This is a genomic window from Paenibacillus sp. Marseille-Q4541 (assembly GCF_018310695.1).
In the GTDB taxonomy this organism is placed as follows: domain Bacteria; phylum Bacillota; class Bacilli; order Paenibacillales; family Paenibacillaceae; genus Paenibacillus.
Genome location: NZ_JAGXCY010000003.1, coordinates 108,262 through 132,711 on the forward strand (window position 1 = coordinate 108,262; position 24,450 = coordinate 132,711).

13 protein-coding genes are annotated in these 24,450 nt (G+C 42.4%); 11 read left to right on the forward strand and 2 right to left on the reverse strand.

Annotated elements, in window-relative coordinates; genetic code table 11:
• The first annotated feature begins 112 nt into the window (after positions 1–112).
• The 8 genes from KFT32_RS05395 (at position 113) to KFT32_RS05430 (ending at position 15,606) form a co-directional block, all read left to right on the forward strand.
• The gene (locus tag KFT32_RS05395) at positions 113–1,264 is read left to right on the forward strand and encodes a GntR family transcriptional regulator (protein ID WP_211746111.1); all 1,152 of its coding nucleotides are present in this window, start codon (positions 113–115) and stop codon (positions 1,262–1,264) included.
• 154 nt (positions 1,265–1,418) lie between these two features.
• The gene (locus tag KFT32_RS05400; RefSeq protein ID WP_211746112.1) at positions 1,419–3,629 is read left to right on the forward strand and encodes a hypothetical protein; all 2,211 of its coding nucleotides are present in this window, start codon (positions 1,419–1,421) and stop codon (positions 3,627–3,629) included.
• A 32-nt stretch (positions 3,630–3,661) separates the two neighbouring features.
• Positions 3,662–6,721, forward strand: coding sequence for an alpha-mannosidase (locus tag KFT32_RS05405; protein ID WP_211746113.1), 3,060 nt, complete (start codon positions 3,662–3,664; stop codon positions 6,719–6,721).
• A gap of 44 nt (positions 6,722–6,765) precedes the next feature.
• Positions 6,766–7,692, forward strand: coding sequence for an ABC transporter permease (locus KFT32_RS05410; protein ID WP_349304862.1), 927 nt, complete (start codon positions 6,766–6,768; stop codon positions 7,690–7,692).
• A gap of 12 nt (positions 7,693–7,704) precedes the next feature.
• Entirely contained in the window at positions 7,705–8,601 is an 897-nt protein-coding gene (locus KFT32_RS05415; RefSeq protein ID WP_211746114.1) for a carbohydrate ABC transporter permease, read from the forward strand.
• Positions 8,602–8,668: 67 nt separating this feature from the next.
• A complete protein-coding gene (locus KFT32_RS05420; RefSeq protein ID WP_211746115.1) occupies positions 8,669–10,312 on the forward strand; it encodes a type 2 periplasmic-binding domain-containing protein in 1,644 nt (547 codons plus the stop codon).
• A gap of 58 nt (positions 10,313–10,370) precedes the next feature.
• Positions 10,371–12,434 carry a glutaminase family protein gene (locus KFT32_RS05425; protein WP_211746116.1) on the forward strand — a complete coding sequence of 688 codons (2,064 nt, stop codon included), beginning with the start codon at positions 10,371–10,373 and terminating at the stop codon, positions 12,432–12,434.
• On the forward strand, positions 12,406–15,606 hold the full coding sequence (locus KFT32_RS05430) for a glycosyl hydrolase (protein WP_211746117.1): 3,201 nt from the start codon (positions 12,406–12,408) through the stop codon (positions 15,604–15,606). The genes KFT32_RS05425 and KFT32_RS05430 overlap by 29 nt, the downstream gene beginning before the upstream one ends.
• A gap of 138 nt (positions 15,607–15,744) precedes the next feature.
• Here the strand turns inward: KFT32_RS05430 and KFT32_RS05435 are convergent, their stop codons facing one another.
• Positions 15,745–17,808: a GxGYxYP domain-containing protein gene (locus KFT32_RS05435; RefSeq protein ID WP_211746118.1), complete on the reverse strand. Its 2,064-nt coding sequence runs from the start codon at positions 17,806–17,808 to the stop codon at positions 15,745–15,747.
• Positions 17,809–18,254: 446 nt separating this feature from the next.
• Here KFT32_RS05435 and KFT32_RS05440 point away from each other — a divergent pair, with 446 nt between their 5' ends.
• The 3 genes from KFT32_RS05440 (at position 18,255) to KFT32_RS05450 (ending at position 21,985) form a co-directional block, all read left to right on the forward strand.
• Positions 18,255–19,160: a GNAT family N-acetyltransferase gene (locus KFT32_RS05440; protein ID WP_211746119.1), complete on the forward strand. Its 906-nt coding sequence runs from the start codon at positions 18,255–18,257 to the stop codon at positions 19,158–19,160.
• A 153-nt stretch (positions 19,161–19,313) separates the two neighbouring features.
• A complete protein-coding gene (locus KFT32_RS05445; protein ID WP_211746120.1) occupies positions 19,314–20,201 on the forward strand; it encodes a fructose bisphosphate aldolase in 888 nt (295 codons plus the stop codon).
• A gap of 575 nt (positions 20,202–20,776) precedes the next feature.
• Positions 20,777–21,985 (forward strand): MFS transporter, encoded by a 1,209-nt coding sequence (locus KFT32_RS05450; RefSeq protein WP_211746121.1) that lies wholly within the window; start codon positions 20,777–20,779, stop codon positions 21,983–21,985.
• Between the two features lie 84 nt (positions 21,986–22,069).
• Here the strand turns inward: KFT32_RS05450 and KFT32_RS05455 are convergent, their stop codons facing one another.
• Positions 22,070–24,415, reverse strand: a complete 2,346-nt coding sequence (locus KFT32_RS05455; protein ID WP_211746122.1) for an AraC family transcriptional regulator — start codon at positions 24,413–24,415, stop codon at positions 22,070–22,072.
• Between the last annotated feature and the right edge of the window lie 35 nt (positions 24,416–24,450).

The following is a 24,450-nucleotide window of genomic DNA, read 5'->3' on the forward strand; positions in this document are numbered from 1 at the left end:
GGAATTTACGGATGAGACCCTCATAATTAGGCGACAAAAGATTGTTTATTGCACCCGTATGTGTAAGGATATATTATATATTGTAAATATCATGAATTGGTGATGTGATGATATGAATACTAACGATCGAATTCCGTTGTACCAACAGATTCAGGAATATATCCGGCACGTGATTGCTTCAGAAAATATGAAGCCAGGTGATCGAATACCAACGGAGAAAGAGCTGATGGAACAGTTTCAAGTGAGTAAAATAACCGTTGCCAATGCGTTGACAGGTCTGGCTAACGAGAAACTGATTGCTCGTGTACCAGGTAAGGGGAGTTTTGTTTCGGACGAAGCGGGAATACCTCCTACAACTCCTTCAACTCTAACAACCAAAGGGCGGGATAGTGCTGAACATTCCCGCTTAATTGGTCTAATCATGCCTACAATCCATGATTACTTCGCTATCCGGCTCATTGAAGGGATTGAACAAGCTCTTAATGAAAAAGGGTATCGTAGTATGATTGTGCTCACGCACGGCAAGCTTGAGAAAGAAAAGGATGCTATCAAGGAGTTAAAAGCGCTTGGGGCAGAAGGTCTTTTGATCTTTCCGGTCGACGAGGAGAATTATAACGAGGAAATACTAGGAATGAAGTTATCCGGGTATCCATTTATGCTGATCGACCGCTATTTACCCGGAATTGAGACTCACTATATAGCGGCCGATGGAAGACGCGGCACAAGACTCGCCGTAGAACATTTGTGGGAGCTTGGACACCGCGATATTGCAATTTGCTCCGACTCACCGCTACAAACGGTTACTGTACAGGAGCGGATTGAGGGTTACCTCGATGCATTAAAAGATAAAGGAGCACTTATCAATCCCGCTCATATGATTACTGATTTTAAACCCCTCACTGTTTTGAAGGACGCAGATGCTCATCCGCTATATAGATATATCCGTAACCGGATGGTGACCGCTTATATTTCTCTTAACGGGAGACTTGGAGTTCAGATTTATCAAATGGCAAAACAAGCGGGACTCAGAGTGCCTGAGGATGTGTCCATTGTTAGTTTTGATGATCCGACATCCATCGTAGAGGAATTTAGTATTTTTACACATATCAAGCAGTTTGAGTGGGATATGGGTTACCAAGCGGCAATCAAGCTCCTTGAAGTAATTCGTGACAATGGAGAGGTAAAACGCTTTAGTAAGGTGCTAATTGAGCCAGAAATCGTGATTCGCCAAACATCGGGTATCCGTCCGGAGTCATTAGATTGATCAAAGTCTTTTCCGTTAATAGCGGAAGAGACTTTTTTTATTATTCATTCTAAAAAACATATTGAATATATTTATATTATATATTATATTCTTAGGTGTTAACGTATGGTAGGAAAAGGAAATAAAATAAAATGTGGGCAGGGAGGTCACTACATTGCCTAGAGACCGTAAGGAAGAGAGAACAGGATTCCAGGAAGCCGAACCTTATCACCCTGATTATGATTTGCAGACGGACTTCGTTATGGTTTACGGAATTGACGAGTCGATGCCTGAGCGTATTAAACAATGGAAGGGAAAAGGGTATATCGTCCATTTAATGACAGGGGTAGCTTGGGGAACTTATAACAGCTACTTGGATGGGGAATTTGATGGGATAACCCATTGGGATGAAGCCCAAACGGATCGTAATGGAGAGATGATTCTACATGGTAAGGAACCGGTCATTCCGTACATGGTTCCGACGATTTCATTCAACTGCTTCATCGCTGACCGAATTCGTATTGCTGTAGACTCTGGAGTGGAGGCAATTCATCTAGAGGAGCCGGAATTTTGGGTGAATGGCGGTTATTCGGAATCCTTTAAAAGAGAGTGGCAATTGTACTACAAAGAACCGTGGATGCCTCCCCATGTTTCCGCAGACGCACAGTATCGCTCCTCCAAATTGAAAGCGTTTTTATATACTCGGGTATTGGATCGCTTATGTACTGAGATGAAAGATTATGCGTTAACTCGTTACGGGCGAGTTCTCCGGTTTTACGTTCCAACGCATAGTCTCATCAATTACACACAGTGGCGTATCGTGAGTCCGCAATCTCGATTGATTGAGCTGCCGTCTGTAGATGGATACATAGCCCAAATCTGGACTGGAACATCGCGAACTCCCAATGTGTACGAAGGAATACGGAAGGAACGTACATTTGAAACAGCGTACCTTGAATATGGCATCATGCAGGAGTTGGTTAGAGGAACGGGTCGCCGTATGTGGTTTCTGCATGATCCTATTGAAGATAATCCAAACCATACCTGGTCTGATTACAAGCAGAATTATTTGAAGACCGTTGCAGCATCACTTCTACATCCTGGGGTATCTCATTTTGAGGTTGCTCCTTGGCCAAGAAGAATCTTCAAGGGAACCTATCCTTCCGACAGTGGGAATGGCAAAGAGCCTATTCCAGCTGCTTATGCGACAACGCTGCTTCAAGTCATGCACACGCTTGGGAATATGGATCAAGAAATAATTGAGACAGAAGAAGAGTCACTCAAAGTGGGAGTTCTCATTGCGGACTCTGCCATGTTTCAGCGGATGAAACTGGACCCGGAAGCACCTGAAGCGGGAAAGTATGACGGTACAGATCCGGATGGATTTATGGAGGAAGGCGATACAGAGTTGCTTGATTTTTCTCCGTTCTATGGGCTTGCTTTGCCACTTCTTAAATACGGCATACCCGTCAGACCTGTACAGCTCGATAATGTAAGACGTTTTCCGCGTTATTTAGATCCATACCGTGTCTTGGTTCTAAGCTACGAGTTCATGAAACCAGAACATCCGGATCTCCACTTTGCTCTTGCCCAGTGGGTGCAGGATGGAGGTGTTTTGGTCTATGTAGGTGATGACAACGATCCATACCATCACATTCGAGCATGGTGGAATGAAGATTTGCTTAATGAAAACAATCATGAGGTTTATCGATCTCCACGTGAGCATTTGTTCGAACAGCTCGGACTTGAGGGCAAGCTTCCAGGGATGTATGGCAGTGGAAAAGGGATGGTCAGCTGGCTATCTATGGATCCGGTTGAATGCGCAGCGACGAAAGAAGGAGCCGATAGACTCCGTGAGTCTGTTAAAAAGACAATAGAGGCACTTCATGGTGCAGACTTCCACTGGAAAACGAAGCATTATTTCAAAATCAAACGAGGACCTTATATCATCGCTTCTGTACTGGAAGAATCGATTACGAATGCTCCACTGGTGATTACGGGTCCGGTTATCGACTTGTTTGATTCTAATTTGTCCATTATGAGCGAAGTGAGCTTGAATATCGGTGAGCAAACGCTTCTGTACGATATTGAAGCGGGTCGGCCAGCGAAAGGAGAAGTATCCCTTATTTCTGCTTCCTCAAGAGTTGAAGAGTTATCTTATTCGGATACAGGCTTCAGCTTCAAGGCGAGAGGTCCGTCCAATCTAACTGCAACTGCAAGGTTCTATTGTGAGTCTAAGCCATTAACTGCCTTCTATGTTTGTGAAGATAAGGAAATACCTAGCGTATTCCACTGGGATGCGGACACAAGGACAGTGTTACTCCAATATGAACATAGTAGCGGAAGTGCGACAGATGTTCTGGTGAACTGGAATCCAAAACAGTAAATAGGTAGATCAACAAGGGAGGAGAGCACATCATGCCTTATGAACCAATAAGACCAGAGCAATTACAACAAATGGTTACGAAACTTCGGGAATCCATCTATCAACCGATTGCAGAACTCGAGGTGACTGCATGGGTTACGTCTGAGCCGGTTCCATACGAAGAAAGAAGGTCAGGAACTGAAATTACACTTACGCATGGTGAACGCTGGGGTGAGCTATGGGATTGTGCATGGTTTCGTTTTACTGGACATATTCCACAATCCGAATCTCATAAAAAAATAGTTCTATTGCTGGACGTAAATGGAGAACTTTGTCTCGTTGACGACGAGGGCACACCTATACAAGGCTTAACTACCATCAATTCAGAATTTGATTTTTCCCTCGGTCTTCCTGGCAAACGAGTGGTTGATATTCGTGAACCTGATGTGGATGGGGGCAGAATTGAGTTATGGGCTGACGCTGGAAATAATGACTTGTTCGGAAAATATCGCGGCGGAACATTACATGAAGCGTTAATTGCCGTCTGCAGAGAAGATATACGTAAGCTCTATTACGATGCTGAAGTGCTCCTAGAAACAGCAGAACAGCTTCCAGCAGGTACAGCGCGAAAAGAAAGAATCTATCAAACCTTATATGAGGTCTCTTTACTACTCAGGCAAAAAACCGAAGATTGCATCAATCAAGCACAAAGCTTGCTAAGCAAACAGCTGTCCATGCGAGGCGGTGATCCGGTTGTGAATATTAGTGCTGTCGGACACGCACATATGGATCTCGCATGGCTCTGGCCGATACGAGAAACGATTCGTAAAGGAGCTAGAACATTTTCAACCGTTCTGCAGATGATGGATCGTTATCCTGATTATGTGTTTGGTGCAAGCCAGCCGCAGCTTTACGACTGGATGAAGCAGCATTATCCCAAATTGTATGCAAAAATCAAACAACGAGTGAGGGAAGGACGATGGGAACCGCAAGGAGCGATGTGGGTTGAGTCGGATACAAATGTTCCCGGAGGCGAATCTCTCGTTCGGCAAATTCTATATGGCAAGCGATATTTTCAGCAAGAGTTTGGTATGGAGGTGAAGTCACTCTGGATGCCGGATGTATTCGGTTATTCAGCGAGCTTGCCACAGATCCTCAAGAAATCCGGCGTGGATTATATGATGACCCAAAAATTATCTTGGAGTGAATATAACCGTCATCCCCACCATTCTTTCCTATGGGAAGGAATCGATGGATCATCGGTGTTAACACATATGCCTCCTGAGGATACTTATAATAGTCCGGCTGCTCCTCGGTCGATCGTTAAGGCAGAGCGGAATTACCTTGATAAAAATGTATCGGAACATTGCCTCATGTTGTTCGGTATTGGAGACGGCGGCGGTGGACCAGGAGAAGAACATCTGGAGCGCTTGGCACGTGAGAAAAATTTATTAGGTCTATCACCTGTCGTACAGGAACCATCATGGAGATTTTTCGAGCGTTTGAATGAGGAAAGAGAGCGATTACAGACGTGGCGTGGTGAACTTTATCTAGAAAAACATCAAGGTACACTGACGAGCCAAGCGCGTAGCAAACGTTATAACCGAAAAATGGAGAAGGCGCTGCGTGAGCTTGAATTTGCTTCTGTCCTTGCCGCAGGCATGATTCGGAAACCTTATCCAGCCGAAACTTTGGAGAACATCTGGAAGGAAGTTCTACTCTACCAGTTCCATGATATTTTACCTGGATCATCAATCAAGCGAGTGTATGACGAGTCATTGGAACGTTATGAAGCGCTGCTGCAACAGACGGAGACCATGATAACGGAGACATACAGCGAACTTACACACCGAGTTTCTTCTATGATAGAAGATTCTGAGAAAGTGGTTATCTTCAATTCGCTGCCTTGGGAGCGAAAGGAATGGATTCATGTTAACGGGCATTGGCGAAATGTACAGGTTCCTTCCATGGGATACACGGTGATGTCCCAAAATGATAACGCTGCCCGAGCAGAAGAGGTGACACTTGCAGAAACAGATTGGAAGGGTCTGCATGCATCGTCTGTAGAGCGGACCCTAGAGAATGATATCTTCACCATAAAGTTTGATGAAAATGGAGCGATATGCTCGATCTTTGACAAAGTTGAAACACGGAATGTCATCCCTCAAGGATACGAGGGTAATGCACTTCGTATTTATCACGATGGAGGAGATGCCTGGGACTTCCCGCATGATTATTCCGCAGATTCAGGAATGCGGCTAACACTGATAGATGTGAATATGTTGACGGACGGTCCAAGAGCTGGATTGATTTTCGATTATATCTATGGGGAATCCAAGCTGAGCCAGATCGTTGTTCTTACAGAGGGCAGCCGTCGCATTGATTTTGAGACCGTTGTGGATTGGAAGGAGGACGATAAAATGCTCCGCACTTCTTTTCCAGTTGATGTTCGTTCGGACAGCGTCCATTGCGAAATACAATTCGGTAATTTGAGCAGACCTACACATCGCAATACGATGTGGGATTTTGCGAAGGACGAAATTTGTGCACATCAGTGGATCGATTTATCTGAACCGGATTATGGTGTCGCACTGCTGAATGATTGCAAATATGGACATCGGGCAAGAAATAACATCCTAGACCTTAATTTGCTCAGAAGTTCCTCTTATCCTGATCCGGATGCAGATCGTTCTGCACATACATTTACTTATTCCTTATATCCGCATCAAGGAGACCATGTACAAGCTGAAATCTATAGAAGAGGTAATGAACTGAACATTCCGCTTCGACTGGTCTCGCTAGCTGCACCGTCTGATCAAGCTCAGAACCTGCTCCCGGATACAATTTCATTACTCCAAATCGAGCATCCGCATGTCATGGTGGAGTCGGTCAAAAAAGCGGAGGATAGTGATGACATGATCATTCGTCTCTATGAAACGTCGGGATCCCGAATTCAGACGACGATTCGTACTGGATTTGATATGTCAGAAGCATGGATTGTGGATTTAATGGAGACGATCATATCTCCGCTTCAAGTAAACAAGGATACGGAAATAGCCTTGTCGTTCACACCTTTTGAGATTGTAACACTACGTGTGAAAGCAAGAGTTTAATCGGCGTAAAAGGGGTTTGCCACCCCGGTAAAGGAGGTGGAAATGTGATCAATCATCGGAACGCCAAGAGTCGTTTGATGAAACGGATATGGCAGCATAAGTTGTTTTACTTGTTCATGCTGCCGGGTATCATTTGGTTTTTACTGTTTTCCTATGTACCACTCTTCGGAATCCAAGTTGCCTTTAGAGATTACACATTTCAAGGCGGCTTTACGGGAAGCCCGTGGGCAGGGTTTAAGTATTTCGAACAGTTTTTTAACTATTATCAGTCCGGAGCCATTATCCGTAATACGGTCGTTATCAGTTTAATGAAACTGCTCATTGGTTTCCCGATGCCAATTATTCTCGCTATTTTACTCAATGAAATTCGTAATTTGAAATTCAAAAAAACAGTCCAAACCCTATCCTACTTACCTTACTTCGTATCTTGGATTGTAGTCGTAACCCTCATGCAAAGACTTTTGACTCCATATGGGGGACCCGTTAATGACCTACTTGTAAATCTAGGTACGGGGCCATTTCAGTTCCTCAACAATCCAACCTGGTTTTATCAAATGATTGTCGGATCTGACATTTGGAAGAACATCGGTTGGAACTCCATTATATTTATGGCTGCCATTGCGGGGATTGATCAGCAGCAGTATGAAGCTGCGAAGATCGACGGTGCCGGTCGTTTTCGTCAAATCTGGCATATTACGCTTCCGGGCATTCGCAATGTTGCGATCATTTTGTTTATTCTGGCGGTCGGAAGTTTGATGAACGCCGGCTATGAGCAGCTGCTTCTCCTAAATGGTCCTGCAACGGCAAGCATGGGCAGTGTGCTGGATGTGCATTCCATCAATTCGGGTATCCGTGAAGGACGATTAAGTTACGCCGCGGCAGTTGGATTGTTCCAAAGTGTAATTGGTCTCATTCTGGTCTTGACTGTTAACCGGATTGCTCGAAAAGTCAGTGACGTATCCCTGTTCTAAGGAGGTGACGATATGAAACGGAATTGGTCTTTTTTCTCGATTGTTAATTATATTGTTCTCGCAGTGGTTGCCTTTTCTATGATTTATCCTTTTATCTACATTTTGGCTTATTCACTAAATGACGGCAAAGATTCAATGCTGGGGGCGATTTATTTTCTGCCTCGTAAGTTTACGCTAGAAAACTATGCTCAAGTATTCGACAATGAACGGATTTGGCGGGCTTACGGTATCACGATTATGCGCACGTTGATCGGAACATTCCTGCATGTGTTGCTGTGTACACTGATGGCTTACGCTCTGTCCAAAAGAACACTGCCTGGACGCACTTTTTTCACCTTCTATATCTTCCTGCCTACCATCTTCAGCGCCGGGTTCATTCCGTACTTTATTACCTTACAAAAGCTCCATCTCATCAATTCGTTTTGGGTGTATGTACTTCCATTGCTTTATAACTTCATGCATATCGTCATCCTTCGGACCTTCCTGCAAGGAATTCCGGAAGAGCTGGAAGAATCAGCGCGTATCGACGGTTACAGCGATTTTCAAATCTTTCTACGCATTATTTTGCCACTATCTGGTCCGGTGCTTGCGACAATATCACTGTTTATCGGTGTTGCCCACTGGAACGACTGGTTTTCAGGTGCGTACTATGTTTCGGATAAAAATCTAATTCCAGTGCAGACTTTGCTGCAAGAAATGCTGACTGAAGCGGAATCATTATCTAACTCCATGCAGCGAGCAGCCCAGCAAGGCGGACAGACGGTAGGCGGAATGAGCGGAGCTGGGGCAACGCCGGAGTCCCTTCGTATGGCACTGCTTGTCATTACGGTCTTCCCGATATTGTGTATTTATCCGTTCCTGCAACGTTTTTTTGTAAAAGGAGTGATGATCGGCTCTGTGAAAGGCTAGTGTATTAACCCGTTAGGAAAGTTTTAGCCCAAAGTAGTGGATATCCATAATTCAGGAGGAGATTGAATTGAAAAGGATTATGTTGAAAAGCGCATCCGCACTATGTGTTCTGACACTTGTTGGAGGGTTACTCATCGGCTGTTCAGACACAGCTCAGAAAGGGGAATCCGGAGATAAATCCTATACCCTTAAATTATTGCATAACTGGAACGGATCGGTTGGGTCAGAAGATATGTCTCCTGTCGAGAAAGTGATTGAAGAAAAAACGGGCGTCAAGATTGAGTGGGAGTATACGAAAGGAAGCGAAGCTGAAAAGGTAAATACGATCTTTGCAACTCAGGATCTTCCTGACATCTATACGGGACCGGCCTGGGGTGGAGAACTAGACGGCGTCATTAAGGCTGCTAAAGAGGGTCAATTGGTTGATTTTTCAGATAAATTGAGTGAGTATCCGAACCTTGCGAAATCTATTGCAAAAGAAAATGTGCCTCCAGCTTTATATGAAAAAGCGATTGATGCCTACGATGGCAAAAAGTTTTTACTCTTTCAGAACCAACCTGCTACCAATGAAGATGCGATGGACTGGTTGTATGGCTTTTATGTACGCAAAGATATCGCTGAAAAAGTGGGTGTAGATCCACAGTCCGTAGTGACGAAAGATGATTTCTATCAATTCCTGAAGAAAATCAAAGATGCCAATCTTCAAGAGAACGGTCAACCTGTATTTCCTCTAGGCGCTTTCAGTAATGGCTGGGCTGTTGCCATTGGAAATACGATGTTTTACGGTGGTGCTGATTACGTGGATAAAGGGGATGGCACCCTTGAGCATAGTTTCTTCTCTAAAGGTTACGAAGAGTACACTATATTCTACCGTAAACTGTTAGAGGAAGGGCTCATGGATCCTGAATTATTCACACAGACTGACCCGATCGCAAAGGAAAAAATCAATCAGGGCCGTGTTGCTATTTTAGCTGCGCATTTCCCAGCGATCTATGATGCTTCTTTAGAGTATCTCTCTTCTCACCCAGGTAGCGAGTATGTTCCACTGGGTCCGATGGAGCGGGCTGACGTTGAACAAGATCGGCCGGTAGATCTCGGTATTCAAGGGAACAACGTGACTGCAATTACCAAAGCTTGTAAAGATGAATGTGTTGATGCTGCGCTGAAGTTTCTTGATTTTATGGCTTCCGATGAAGGTTTTATGCTCGCTAGATACGGTGTTCAAGGCGTTCATTGGGATATGAAGGATGGAAAACCAGTTGCGAATCAAGAATGGTTTAACAAAATAAATGCGGATCAAACAGGCAAAACTCGCAGAAACGAAGGAATGTATAACGGTTTGGAATCGCTTACCGGACTTGACCGGATTAATTCGGTAGGCGGTGGGGATATATGGGCAGATCAGAAACGGCAACAAGCCATGGAGGAAGCACGTAAGATCCTTCGTCCAAATGGTATTCAGGTCATCAGTGCCTACAATCCTAGTGATGTCATGTCGCTCGCTCCCGAGTGGGAAATGCTCAAGCCATCCATGGATCGGATGGGGGATGCTTGGAAAGAAGCCGTTTTTGCAAAATCAGACGAAGCAGCACTTAAAATTATCAATGAACTCCGCAATCAGATGAAAAATACCGGCTATGACAAAGCGATGCAATATACAAACGATAATATGAAGGATAAAGAAGCTGTAACTGTGAAGATGCCTAACTGATCGGAAAACGGGAAGTGCTAGAATCTTAAAAAATATCCATTTGAGGAGTTGTAGCGGCATGGAAAAGAGTTTCAGACCCCCTTCTGTACCATTAGTAACGGTAGATCCCTATTTCAATGTTTGGTCAGCAGCTGACCATCTATACGATGATCATACTCGCCACTGGACGAACAAAAGCAATGGAATGGTTGGTATCATCATCATTGATGGCAAGCCGAAGAGATTCATGGGTAGGCTGAGTGATCAGGATGAATTTGAACTAGGTGAACAGGATCCGGATGTTCTCATTCAGACCCATTTGTTGGTTGAACCGGTTACGACGAAGTATACCTTTGAAGGGGAAGGCGTTGAACTGGAAGTTCATTTCACAACTCCCTTATTGTTAAGTGATCTTGATTTGTTATCTAGACCTGTCACTTATGTGAGTTTTTATGTTCGAGCTGTTGATGGACAGTCGCATCAAGTGAAAATCTATTTTGATGTCACAGGCGAATGGTGCGTGAATACGCCAGATCAGCATATAAAATGGGAACGTCAGTCCATTGAAGGTGAACTGATAACCCTGTTTATGGGAACTGTGGATCAGCCACTGCTTCAGCGTTCCGGAGATGATACGAGAATTGATTGGGGTTACATGCATCTCGTGGTTCCTCAATCTAAGGAGAACAAAACCGTATTTCATTCCGCTGCAAGCCGTCAGCAGTATGTGAGCTCAGGTGTGTTTCCTTCACAAGATGATCTCAATCAACCGCGTGCAGCCGAGGACAATATGCCTGTGATGGCAGTCGAACTGGATTTAGGAACCATTCAAAGTGAACCCGAATCCCGGTTTTTGATGCTCGCATATGATGATGTGCATTCCATTGAATATTTTAATGAACCACTTGATCCGTACTGGAAGAGACAGGGAGTGACGTTTCCTGAAATGTTGCTGACTGCTGCAGAGGAGTACGAAGAAATTGTTCAAAGATGTGATCGCTTCAATCAGGAACTGAGGTCAGAGAGTACTCTTGCAGGCGGTGAGAAATATAAGGACATTTTGGCATTAACGTACAGACAATCAATCGCTGCACATAAACTTGTATTAGACTCTTCAGGCGATGTTTTGTTTTTCTCTAAAGAAAATTTTAGTAATGGCTGTATCGCTACCGTAGATGTAAGTTATCCATCGATACCGCTATACCTAAGATATAATACAGAGCTCGTCAAGGGTATGATGAGACCGATATACAAATATGCGAAGAGCGGTGATTGGAAGTTTGAATTTGCGCCTCATGATGTGGGCACGTACCCGAAAGCCAACGGTCAAGTCTATGGAGAGAATAAACTGGAATATCAAATGCCGATCGAAGAATGCGGAAATATGCTCCTCATGGCTGCTGCGGTAACGAAGTATGAGAAGCATGCTGATTTTGCTAAAGATCATTGGGAGCTGCTCACGAAATGGGCGGGGTATTTACTTCAAAATGGACTGGACCCGGAAAATCAGTTATGTACGGATGACTTCGCCGGTCATTTGGCGCACAATACGAATCTATCTATAAAAGCTATTTTAGGAATCGCTGCCTATTCTTATATGTGTGACATGCTTGGAATAGAGGATGGTATTGCTTATCGAGAGGCTGCTCAGAAAATGGCAAGTGAATGGGTATCCATGGCGGACGCAGGGGATCACTATAAGCTTACTTTTGACAGTGATCATAATAGCTGGAGCATGAAGTACAATCTAGTATGGGATCAATTGCTTGGACTGAATCTGTTCCCGAAGGAAATCGCGATGAAAGAGCTGAATTACTATACGAAACGTCAGAATGAGTATGGTGTTCCGCTGGATAGTCGTGATACGTATACGAAGGCGGATTGGTTGATGTGGTGTGCTTCCATGAGTTCATCTCAGGCGCAGTTTGAACAATTGATTGCTCCCTTGTGGGATTTCATGAATGAAACTTCGAGCCGAGTTCCCGTTACCGATTGGTATGATACGATAAAAGGGACTCAGATCAATTTCCAGAATCGATCGGTTGTAGGTGGGTTTTTTATTCAATTGCTAATGAAAGAACAGACGATAAACTTAGTGAAATCGGGTGATCGAAATGCAGAAACGCATAGCAATAGATCATAATCGATTGATGGAACAATTTTTATCTCCTGAGGCCGTATATCGGCCTCAGCCTTTTTGGTTTTTAAACCATACTCTCAATAAACAAGAGCTTAAAGAGCAAATTCAGGCCATGCATGAGGAAGGTGTGGGCGGTGTTGTTCTTCACGCTCGACATGGTTTGCAGACTTCCTACCTTTCTACAGAGTTTATGGAAGTTTTGGAGTTCTGTACTCAGGAGTGCCATAAACGAAATATGGTGGTCTGGCTATATGATGAGGAGAATTGGCCGAGTGGAACGCTGGGTGGTCAATTAACACGCCAGTACCCGGAATATCGTATGAGATACATGAGGATGGAAGAACGCAGATATATACCCGGTATGCAGCAAGGGGCATTACATTTGGATTATTCCTCATATGATAATAATGAGCTTATCGCTATATTAGCGTATCGTGCCATACAGCAGGGTGAAGAGTGGTTGCTGTGTGGTGAAGCACAAGATATTTCGAATATGCTCGGCGAGGAATGGAAACCGGATACGAACGAGCCTTATATTATTTTGGCATGCTGGTCATGTGAAATTGCAGAAGGGATCACATTTAAGAATGGGTATTACTTGGATACATTGAATCCGGAAGCGGTTCAAGCGTTTATCCGAATGTCATATGAACCATTCTTACAGCTGCAAGAACATTTCGGAACGACAATCCAAGGTGTGTTTACAGATGAACCGGGGCTCATGATCCATGATGGTTTTTTCGGTACGGAAGCGATAAGAACCGAAGTTCACAATGTGAACGCCACATTGCCTGGAGTGGTATTGCCTTGGACTCGTGACATGGAGAAAAGGTTTCAGCAGGAGAATGGGTACCATCTGGTACCAAGGCTTGGGGCTTTGCTATATAACATGGCTGATAGCAGCCGGACTACAAGACAGCAATATTATGACACGATTTCCCGCTGGTATGTCGATGGTTATCATGCTGCAATTCGTTCGTGGTGCGAACGTCAGAGGCTGCTATACATTGGTCATACGCTGGAAGAACCCGTATGGGGCCAAGCACGGTCTCAGGGCAATCAAACCAGGGTATTGCAGCAATTTCATTATGCTGGGGTCGATTATCTGACACCTGGTATTGGAACGAAGGAGAATCCGTATCGCATCGTATCCGTAAAGACAGCGGCATCTGTCGCTCAGCTCGAAAAGAAGGAACGAGTCATTTGCGAATCCTTTGGGGCAAGCGGTCATGCGTATTCGATGCGCCAGCGAAGGCTGGATGCTAATTTTATGGCCTTTTTGGGAGTGAACCTGTTTATTCCACATGCTTTTTATTATTCATTTGCGGGTTATCGGAAGACGGACTTTCCACCTACAGAATTCAAGCATGCTCCGCATTGGAATCATTACCGTACATTTGCCGATTATATTGCAAGATTGAGTCTGCTTGGAACTCATGGGAAGCGATCACCTGAAGTACTGTTATTATCCCCGATTCATACGGTGTACCAAGATATGTTTGTGTCTGGTCAGGCGAATGTACATCCCTTGTCGGATGTGTTGTTCTCACGTCTATCGGATAGAATGCTGCGATGCTCAGTTGATTACGATTACGTAGATGAGTGTCAACTGAGAGAAGCACAGATTACCCAAGGTGAGGGATTCATATTTAGAGAGGGTCAGCCCGGATATCCGATCATAATCATGCCTGAGATCCAAGTGTTGTCAAAGGACATTGCAGCTAAGTTAATTACTTTTGTGAACAGTGGCGGGACTCTCATTGCATTAAATCGAATTCCGATGGACAGTGAAGTAAGACGGCAAGATCCGGAACTTGCAAAATATATGGAGACGTTATTCGGTGACAAACAAGAGCATGGGGAACAGAACTCTGTTGGTAAAGGGTACAGTTTGTTCTATGACTTAAACGAGCTAACGGATGAAGCCGCAACTAGGGAGTCTTTAGAGATCTTTTGCGGTGATTTAAAAGGAATGCTTCGTAACCATGCTTCATTATCTTGGAGCATGATGGAAGGGCAGATCGAAGATCTTATCATGGTTGAGCGTCAGGTAGAAGATCAGCACTTCGTGTGGCTCATGAATTGGTCTGAGCAGACCGTGAAGATAAGAATCGATAAGGATACAAACCGGGATAACTCACAAGAGTGGTGTTTGGAAAGTGGAAGCATTCAGCCGTTACCACAGAATGGTGTAATCTCTTTTGCAGCAGGGGAACTTCGCATTATTGCCGTATCGCCGGCAAAGAACACCATTACTCCTACAGAAAAAGATAAGGAAGGGAAGTTCTTCACACAGGATGAAATCCTGCTTGATGATAAGTGGCAGTTCAAAACAAAAGATCCTAATGTGTTATTACTGGATGAATGGCAAGTTACTCTTAACGATCGACAGTCGAGAATGAACGCTATTATGCCTGGCCAAGTGAACACCTATCGAACGAAGTTCATCATAACAGAGGCGTTGAAGCATCAACTTTATTCATCAAAAGATACAGGAGATTCTGTTCAAGGAGATCTAGGCAAAATCGAACTTATTCTAGATGAAGTAGAGCAAAAGATTCCAGCACATATCGGATTTCTACAGCGCAGGCGCAATATTGAGATCTTTGTGAATGGTGTGCGTCAGCAGGCGTTATTACCCTCGAGGTGGCAGGATAACTACTATCAGAGTGTCAATATAACATCTCATCTGGAGATAGGAGAGAATGAGCTTGAAATCCTAATGGTATCTTTGCTTGAACCGATGCCAGCGATATCTTTTCCGGCTTATCTTATTGGTCCGTTTGCTGTCCACGATCGTACATTAACAACCGAACAAGCGCGAGTGTCAGGAGATGCGAGCACTGCTGGTTATCCTTACTATTCTGGAGTGATCTGCTATACGCAGCAAATAGATGTGGGGCAGTTGGATATCTCTGTGAATGAAGAATGGTGGCTGGAAGCAGAGGATATCCGTGAAACTGTACGTCTTTTCGTGAATGATAAGGATGCAGGGGTAAAATTATGGCCACCTTATCGCTGGGATATTTCACCTTATGTTGAACAAGGCAAGAATAAGGTAACCCTTCAAATTGCCAACACACTTGAGAACTTATATGGTAAAACCCCGCTGCCTTCTGGTATAACGGGACAAGTGAAAATAGTACGGCGACTTATTGATAAAACATTTGGATAATACATTGTTGAAAATAGTCGTTCGGGTGTTAATGGAAAGAAGGTGTAGTCCTTTACATTAACATTTGACATAATCAAACAAAACAACCTTAGTCGGGAATGCCCGACCAAGGTTGTTTTCATATGTCCTACAGTTATACTAAGGCTTAACTGGAAGTCCATTCGCTTCACGGATAAGCGAGAAATACTGATCTGCTCTTACCACCTCATATTCAGATCCGAGTGATTCTGCAATAGCGAGTACGTCTGAAGGCCTCATGCTCCATGCATTAATCCCTACGGAGATGAAGGTTGGTGAGTTGCCATCCCAGCTCTCTTTAAATTCTTTCAGTATGTCTTTTCCGTCTTGAACCGTCGCAACCCCACGAAGCATAGATACAGGCAGCGTACCATTAACAATTTCAACACCCATCTTATCTCCGGCACCCAAGAAGAGACCTGGAACTTTTAGGTACTTTTCATAAGCTTCAGCAATAGATTCAGTAAGCGGTATATCCTTATCAAGTTCCCTATTTAGTACATAAGGGAAAGACATATTGGATTTCTTAAGATATGGATACGAGTCCTTCATGAAGTCTTTGATTGAGGTTTCTGGCCACACCTGCGGACTGAAGTACCCTGCTCCAGACGGACCTGCGACAAGCTGGTCATTATCGGTAGCAGTGGACCAGTAATAGTTAAGGATCGCAGGGGCCGCATCATAAAGTAGTGGGCTGGAAGTCCAGTTAATTGGAACTTGACCGCGTGCCGGGTCCTCCCATAGATTGCGCATATGATTCTGATCATATTGTAAGTTGTCGCCTTCACCAAAGGTGAAAGTAACATAAATTTTATTGTTTAATTCAGGCGTAACTGGTTTCGCTTTTTGTTTCTCTTTCAACTTCGTGCCCGAGAATACAGTCATATTATGGAACCAGTCTGATGGTACAACATATACGCCATGCTTTGAGGTAATATCGATGCCGGCGACTTCACCTTCAAAGTCGTTAGCAAACCATCCTAAATACGGTGTCCCCTGATCCACCTCGGATAGTATTTTTTCAAATAGAGCCCTTTGTTCTGGTACATCGGTAGATAGCCAGAAAATCATTGCTTTATTGGCGATTGCGTAATCACGAAGGTATCCGTAAGGTTCTTTTTCTTCAGACGAAAAAGGTTTTACATTACTAGCTGACACGTTAAATTGATTACGCATATCTACGGATACAGTTAACTCTTTTGTGTCTGCTGGAGGCATGAATTCATACACAAAGTAGTTACCGTTATCTGCGAATCGATGATCACTTCCCGGTAAAAACTTGGAGTTCTGCCTGTCATAGAGATAGGATTCTTCTTCAGATGTGCCTGTTTTAAAATTGATAATATCCTTTCCATCAGCCTTCACGGTTATTTCGTGTACCGCAGGGCCCCAGCCATCTTGCGGGAATGCATCCTGAAAGCGAAGATAAACCGCCTCTGTACCTACAAGAGAACTGAGGTCAAGGTCATAGGTTTTACGATTGCTGCCATCCCGCACTTGTTCTTTTTCTATCGCCACTGTGCTGAATGAGTCAAAGTTATTTGGTGGCATGGGTATCGATGTGTTTGGACTTAATCCGACTAACATTCGTTTAGTCGTTTGGCTCCATAGATTCTCATACTGCCAAGTATATGCATCCAAGCGATCTTTAAATTTACCTTGTAAATCATCTAGCACTTTAAGGCGATAGGGTTTGGCAGTCAATTGTTTTGCCAGTTCAGGGCTTGCGACAACAGCATCTTTTAATCCGGCGAGGGTAGAGGCAACGTTGATGGAATCCGGTATTGCAGGATCGTATACGATGATGCCTTTTACTTCTTTTGCATAGGCCTTAAAGACATCCATAACATTGTCATGAAGTTTGAAAGGAACCTCCAGATCCTGAATCCAAGGATCAACTTCATTTTGTTGTACATAGATCCGTGGCTCCTCCCGGTTGACGATTCCTTGAAGTGAGGTCAGAAGCAGCTTAATGTCTCCTGATTCCTTGTAAACATTAGCAACATCTAAACGCTTTGGTTTTGCAAAAGTGGGAAGCTCTTGATCTTTAGGCCACTTTATGGAACTCTTATGCGATTTAGCTTCCGAAGAATCGGTTGCAGACGTTGCAGATACGGTTGCCCCGAAGGATAGGGAAAGCGTACATACTAGAGCCATACTCAGGACAGTTAATTTTCGAATCACAGATTTCACATCTCCTTTTAAAATGGTGTATTGGCAAAACAGTATGCGCTTACAAATCACCTCCTTACGAATGTGTTGTAATTTATGTATCGCAATTTCCAGTTCGCGTTTATTCCATAAACCATATTTATTATATTTATATATACATTTCAATAGCTTCGACAAAAGCATATAAAAGAATATATTTTGTTTGTTTTTCATTCAAAAAACTACATTAAAATATGACACTATTAGTGTTTTATCGCGCTAGATAAACTGAAGGAATCCTATTTTAGAGGTGTCGGTTGATGAAAAATTTCGAGTGATTAATTATATTGAATATATATTGATTATCGAGGAAGATCATATTTTCAGAAAACATTTAAGTATAACTATTATTTACCTTGAGTATTAAACTACATAAGGTAATCTAGAAATGATATTTATAAGAAGAGTAGGTGAAATTAATGATTTTTCATGAGGGATTAGAGCCTGGAATTGAACTTGTTTGCAATTATAAAGATAACAAAGCTTACAGAGATTGTTTTCATCAATTAACGAACCTCGTTTTTGGCATAGATTTTGAAGATTGGTACCAGAAGGGATTTTGGGATGACCGTTACATTTGTTATTCATTGGTTAAGGATAATGTAATCTTGTCTAATGTTTCTGTTAGTAAAATGGATTTGGTGATTAATGGGTCCAGCAAAAGAGCGATTCAGATTGGGACGGTTATTACTCATCCAGAATTTAGAGGGAGAGGGCTTTCAAGCGCTTTGATACGGCATGTCCTACATATGTACGAGCAAGAATGCGATATATTTTTCTTGTTTGCTAATCACACTGCGATTGATTTTTATCCAAGGTTTAATTTTGAAGCTGCTCCTGAATCACAATTTAAACTAGAGTTTCTTCCTACTTCGGGAAATAAGAATACCTTACGCAAACTCGATTGTTCTAAAAGAGAAGACCTAGAATGGATCAAACAAATGGTTTTGTCCCGTAAACCAATTTCGCAACACTTCGGTGTCAGCAATAACCAGGGACTCTTTATGTTCTACGCATTAAATGTATTTTCCGAATCCATATATTACTCTCAAGAGGACAAAGCGATAATTGTTTTTCAACAAGAAGGTCAAACATTACATTTATATGATGTAGTGAGTGAACGTGAAGTTAATTTACAAAATATCCTGTCTCGTATTTCGAATGAGCAAACAGAAACAATACACTTTCATTTCACACCGGATCAATTCATTGAGAAAGTAGAACATAGCTCGTTAGATAATCATGAAGATGTGCTGTTTATTAAGGCTAACTTTATGTTAGAAAAGAATTCGAAATTCCGTATACCTGTATTAGCACATGCTTAGTATTATCATTGATGTAAAATGTGGGAAAGGCTTGTTTTGGGATTCGTTTTGAATAGAATGTGTTAAATGTTTGTTGTAGAGGTATACAAATAATATAGATCTGATCGAGTTATTGGACTAGATTAAGTACTTAGAGAAAGAAGGAGTTCTACAATGAATACAGAGCAATTAAAACGAATGGAAACAGGAAAAGGATTTATTGCCGCACTGGATCAGAGTGGAGGAAGTACGCCAAAAGCGCTGCTCCAATATGGTGTACAGGAAGATCGTTACAGCAATGAGGAAGAAATGTATACATTAGTTCACGAGATGAGAACACGGATCATTAAAAGTCCAGCATTTAGTTCTGAATACATTCTAGGAGCTATTTTGTTTGAAAATACGATGGATCGCAAGATTGATGGACAGTTCACTGGTGAATATTTGTGGGAACAGAAAGGAATCGTTCCTTTTCTCAAGATTGATAAAGGACTGGCAGACCTTCAAAATGGTGTTCAAGTCATGAAACCTATGCCAGAACTAGATAGTTTGCTCAATCGCGCGAATGAAAAGGGTATATTTGGTACCAAGATGCGCTCCGTTATTAAGGAGGCAAATCCTGAGGGAATTAAACGAGTGGTAGAGCAACAATTCGAAGTTGGAAAGCAGATTTTTGCGAAAGGTCTCATGCCGATCATCGAGCCTGAAGTGGATATTTATAGTAGGGATAAACAACAATCAGAACAAATACTGAAAGAGGAGCTGCATAAGCATCTGTCTGCACTTGATGAAAATGTAAAAGTAATGCTTAAGCTCTCACTACCTACGAAAGATGATTTCTATAAAGATTTAGTAGATCATCCTCATGTGATAAGAGTCGTTGCTCTATCTGGAGGTTATGAACGTGATGAAGCGAACGAAAAGTTAGCACGCAACCATGGAATTATTGCCAGCTTCTCCCGCGCTCTGGCAGAAAGCTTGGTTGCTCAGCAAACAGATCAAGATTTCAACAAACTTTTATCGAGTTCCGTGGAATCCATCTATAAAGCTTCTTTGACGTAAGGAGCATAGAATCGTTTCCTGATGTAAACGTGACTGAAAATAGGTCGTATAACTTTAACATATTGGGTCAAAATTGATTGTTTCATCTCAAAAGCAACCTCGAAAGGGAGGTTGCTTTTTTGTTTTATAAAGAACCCGTAAAAAAATAGCTATAGGAATCACGACAACCTTAAAAGTAGTGTTTTTGCTCTGGTGTATCATCGGATAGCCATGTAGAGTAGGTGATATGATTAGATAGAGGTGATAATTTCGTGCAAACCACGGGTATAACATTGTTGAAAATTTGGGAAGATGATGGTTCTCATATGATTCAAAAGGGCATATCGGTCTAGAAATCATTATCGATAATAAACTCGATATCCCTGAAAAAATGCGTGCCCAATCATGTATATTACGGAGATCAATCAGCTTGATGATTTAATAAGCCAATTAAAAAATCTGATAAAAGGCAGAATTATATTAGTTAAGGGAGTGATACACTAAATTGATTACGAATCTATAGATATGCAACTTAATATAGTAGTGATAGTATAAAGTGAGCATAAATAGAAAATTTCAGAAAATAGGAGAGAATTATGCAAACCTCGTTTTCAACACATCAAAACGTTCCGAAAAATGACCGCTTCCCGGTCGCCTTGATCTGTCTGACGATAGGTGCCTTTGCTATCGGAATGACAGAATTTGTAATTATGGGGATCCTGCCCAATGTTGCAAGTGATCTAAACGTTACTATTCCACAGGCAGGACAATTAATTACCGGTTATGCTCTCGGCGTAGCGATCGGAGCGCCCGTGCTAACGATGCTCACAAATCGAATTGCACAAAAACCTTTGCTTTGTATGTTAATGGCTATCTTTATTATAGGTAATCTAGTTGGCGCGATAGCTCCTACATACGGACTGTTAATGGGTTCACGGTTGGTGACCGCACTAGCACATGGCACATTTCTTGGCACAGGTTCACTGATCGCTACTCAACTAGTACGACCTGAAAAGCGTGCGGGTGCTGTATCCATGGTATTAGCAGGTTTGACGATTTCTAACATTATCGGCGTCCCATTTGGTACACTCATCGGTCAAAATATGGGATGGCGTGCTTCTTTTGTCGCGATTACGATTATGGGAATTATCTCACTCATTGGCATCATTTTTTTAATTCCAAAGATTGAACAATCTGCTCCAACTAGCTTATACAAAGAAGTCCGCAGTTTGTTTAATCCACAGGTACTACTTGTACTGGCCACTGGAGCATTTGGAGCTTGTAGTATGTTTACCGTCTTTACATACATTACACCTTTATTAACAGATATTACTGGATTTCAGGAGCAGAGTGTGACCTGGATTCTAGTCATGTACGGGATCGGAGTTACACTAGGTAATATTATTGGTGGACGTTTAGCAGATTGGAAGCTAATGCCATCGATGATCGCTATCTTTAGTATCTTAGCCGCATTACTGTTCGTACTGTCTGGAGTTTTACATTCCCCGTCACTTACGTTGATCTGTGTCTTTTTATGGGGAGCTGCCGCATTTGGCATTATGCCAGGGATTCAACTTCGTATTATGAACCTTGCTCACGAAGCTCCCCGTCTTGCTGCGACCTCGAGTCACTCAGCTCTCAACATAGGTAATGCAGCGGGTGCTTTTATCGGTGGTTTAGTTATCACTCATGCCGGTCTGGTATATGTTCCCATGATAGGGGGACTGATGGCCGCTGTAGGAATAGGTGGAGCAATACTAAGTTATTATAATGTTGAAAAAAGAAAAACAGCCGCCGCAAAATAAATGGCAGTTCAACAAAAGAAAATAAATAAGAACCCAAACAAGTAGTTGTTTGGGTTCTTATTTGTGTACATGCCAATGTTATTTTCAAGCTAAATCGGCCGGCAACTGGATCTCTTTCTCTATGTGTTTTTCCCGAAATTGTCCCGGTGTCATGCCCTCGGCTTTTTTAAATAAACGAATTAAGTAGGAAGGCTGATATTGAAGAGTTGCTGCGATTTCATTAATCTTCAAGTCTGTAGATACGAGCATTTCTTTGCATTTTTCAATTCGTAGCGACGTTAAGTAATCAATATAATTGATGCCTTTCATTTGTTTGAAAGCCCGGCTTAATTTAAATGGCTTAATGTTATATTGATCCGCGTAGACCTCCAGAGAGATATCATGGATTAGATCTTTCTTCATTTGTTCTGCCACTTGCTCAACAATTTTCCATGTTTCGTAATCGGCACCGGAAGATATACTGCGGATAAAAGGAACAATGACTGATTCTGAACACCATCGTTCCATTTTCTCGGGATGATGAATCGACATCAGTTCTTCATATAAGCAGCGACTTCCATATACTCGCTCCGAAGTTAAACCTAACCGGAACAGCGCATCATAGATGCTCCCTAGCAGCTTGAGCATTCCATTTTGAACATGCATTTGTGTATTATATTTCCTCACAAGTTCGTCCACGAATCGGCCCACGTTCTCAACCGCTGAATCCTCTAGCCCCATCCGCATGGAATGAATGATGTCTTGTTCAATTTCAAGAGGAAAATCAACATGTTCCCCTCCATCAGGTAAAATTTCTTCAATATCCAGTACATTTGCTTGCTCGTGTAAACCGCGAAGTCTAAGAATGCTTTCGGTTTCTTCAAATAGTTTTGGCAGCTCTTGAATGGATGAGGATTGCTTACTTACGGCTACCGCAATATTTACTTTTAATAAATCTCTAACGGTATAAGCGATTTTACCGGCTAGTGAAATAAGAATGTTTTTCGTATGCTCAACTGGCATGCTGGAATCAAAAACAAGCAGGACACCAAGTGTTGAATTCTGAAAGTTAATGGTGTGTGTGAGTTTAGCCTCAGGCTGACATAATTCTTGAATAACGTTAAATGCACTGTAATCAATCAAATGATTTTCGTGTTTAAATTGCTTCTTTTCCAGCTTGTCTCTTTCGTACAGCCTCACGATGAGAAGAGCGAACCTTTCTCCTTCAATATCCCACTCCATGAGACGAAACTTATCGACGATCTCCTCCTCAGAGAAAAAAACGAATTTATTATAGAACAGTTGAAGCAGCATGCCTTCCCGTATCACGGGCATTGAACTATGCAATCGATTTTGCAGATTTTTGCTTTCAAGCATTTGATAATTCCACTGGTGCTCTATAAAGGAGATTTCATTCATACGTTCAACTTCTAATCCTTTAGCAGACCGAACAAGTTCAACAAGCCGGCGAATCGGCACGTACATTCTTTGTGAAGCAAACCATGATAGAACCAAGGCAAGTGCGATACCAATTAAGCTTATTGTGACGATGGTAGTTGACATGGACGTTACAGATTCGGTCATTCGGGACAAGGGAGTAGCAGATACGTAAGTCCATTGTTTTCCAAAATGTAATATACGGTCGTAAGAAACAAGATAGCTGTTCCCTTGCCAATGATGCGTAAAAGAATCATGTGACGCGTCTAACGGAAGGATACTCTTCAACATATCTTCTTGTAGTCCAGCGTCTCCGTCTTTATCAGCTGCGAATATGAGTCCTTTGTCGTCCATGATGAAAGCATTTCCCCCCTTCCAACCAAGCTGAGGAATAAAATCATTTAATATTGGTGGATTGAGGTAGATCATGAATGCTCCATAAGTTTCGCGGCTGTTCTCCGCATATAGTTTCGTTATTATTCCTTTATATGTTTTGTTTGAATGACTAACCTTCGGCATAGCATCTACCCAGACGATTTGTGAGTCGCTTTTCATTACAGCATCAAGTAATTTCGCATTGTCATCATCAAATAAATCCCGAACTCCCCAATAATCGCTAATGACTTTGTCTGGTTCTTTTAAATAAAGAGCAACGGTAAAAACATAGGGATTATCCATTTTATTAAAAGATAAGGTCTGAAACAATTCCCGTGTTTCTTGAAACTGCTGAATATAATCCATCTCTCCAAGATTTGCTTCAAATCCCGGTCGTAAAGCTAATTGACCAGAAAAGTGTTCTAATGATGAAAAATAATTGTTTGCTTTCTCAATCGACAGATTCATATGGGATTGATGCGTATCATTCATCTCTCGCTTGATGGAATCACTCCCGAAATAGTAGATTCCTACACCGATCAAAAAGGAAGGTACACAAGCAATCAGAAGAACCAAAGCGAGGTTTCTTCTATACAAAGATCCTTTAAGAAAGTTGGAGTAGAGACTTGTCAGCTTCAAGTTCGTCGCCCCTTTGTCATTTCTATTTTTTATAA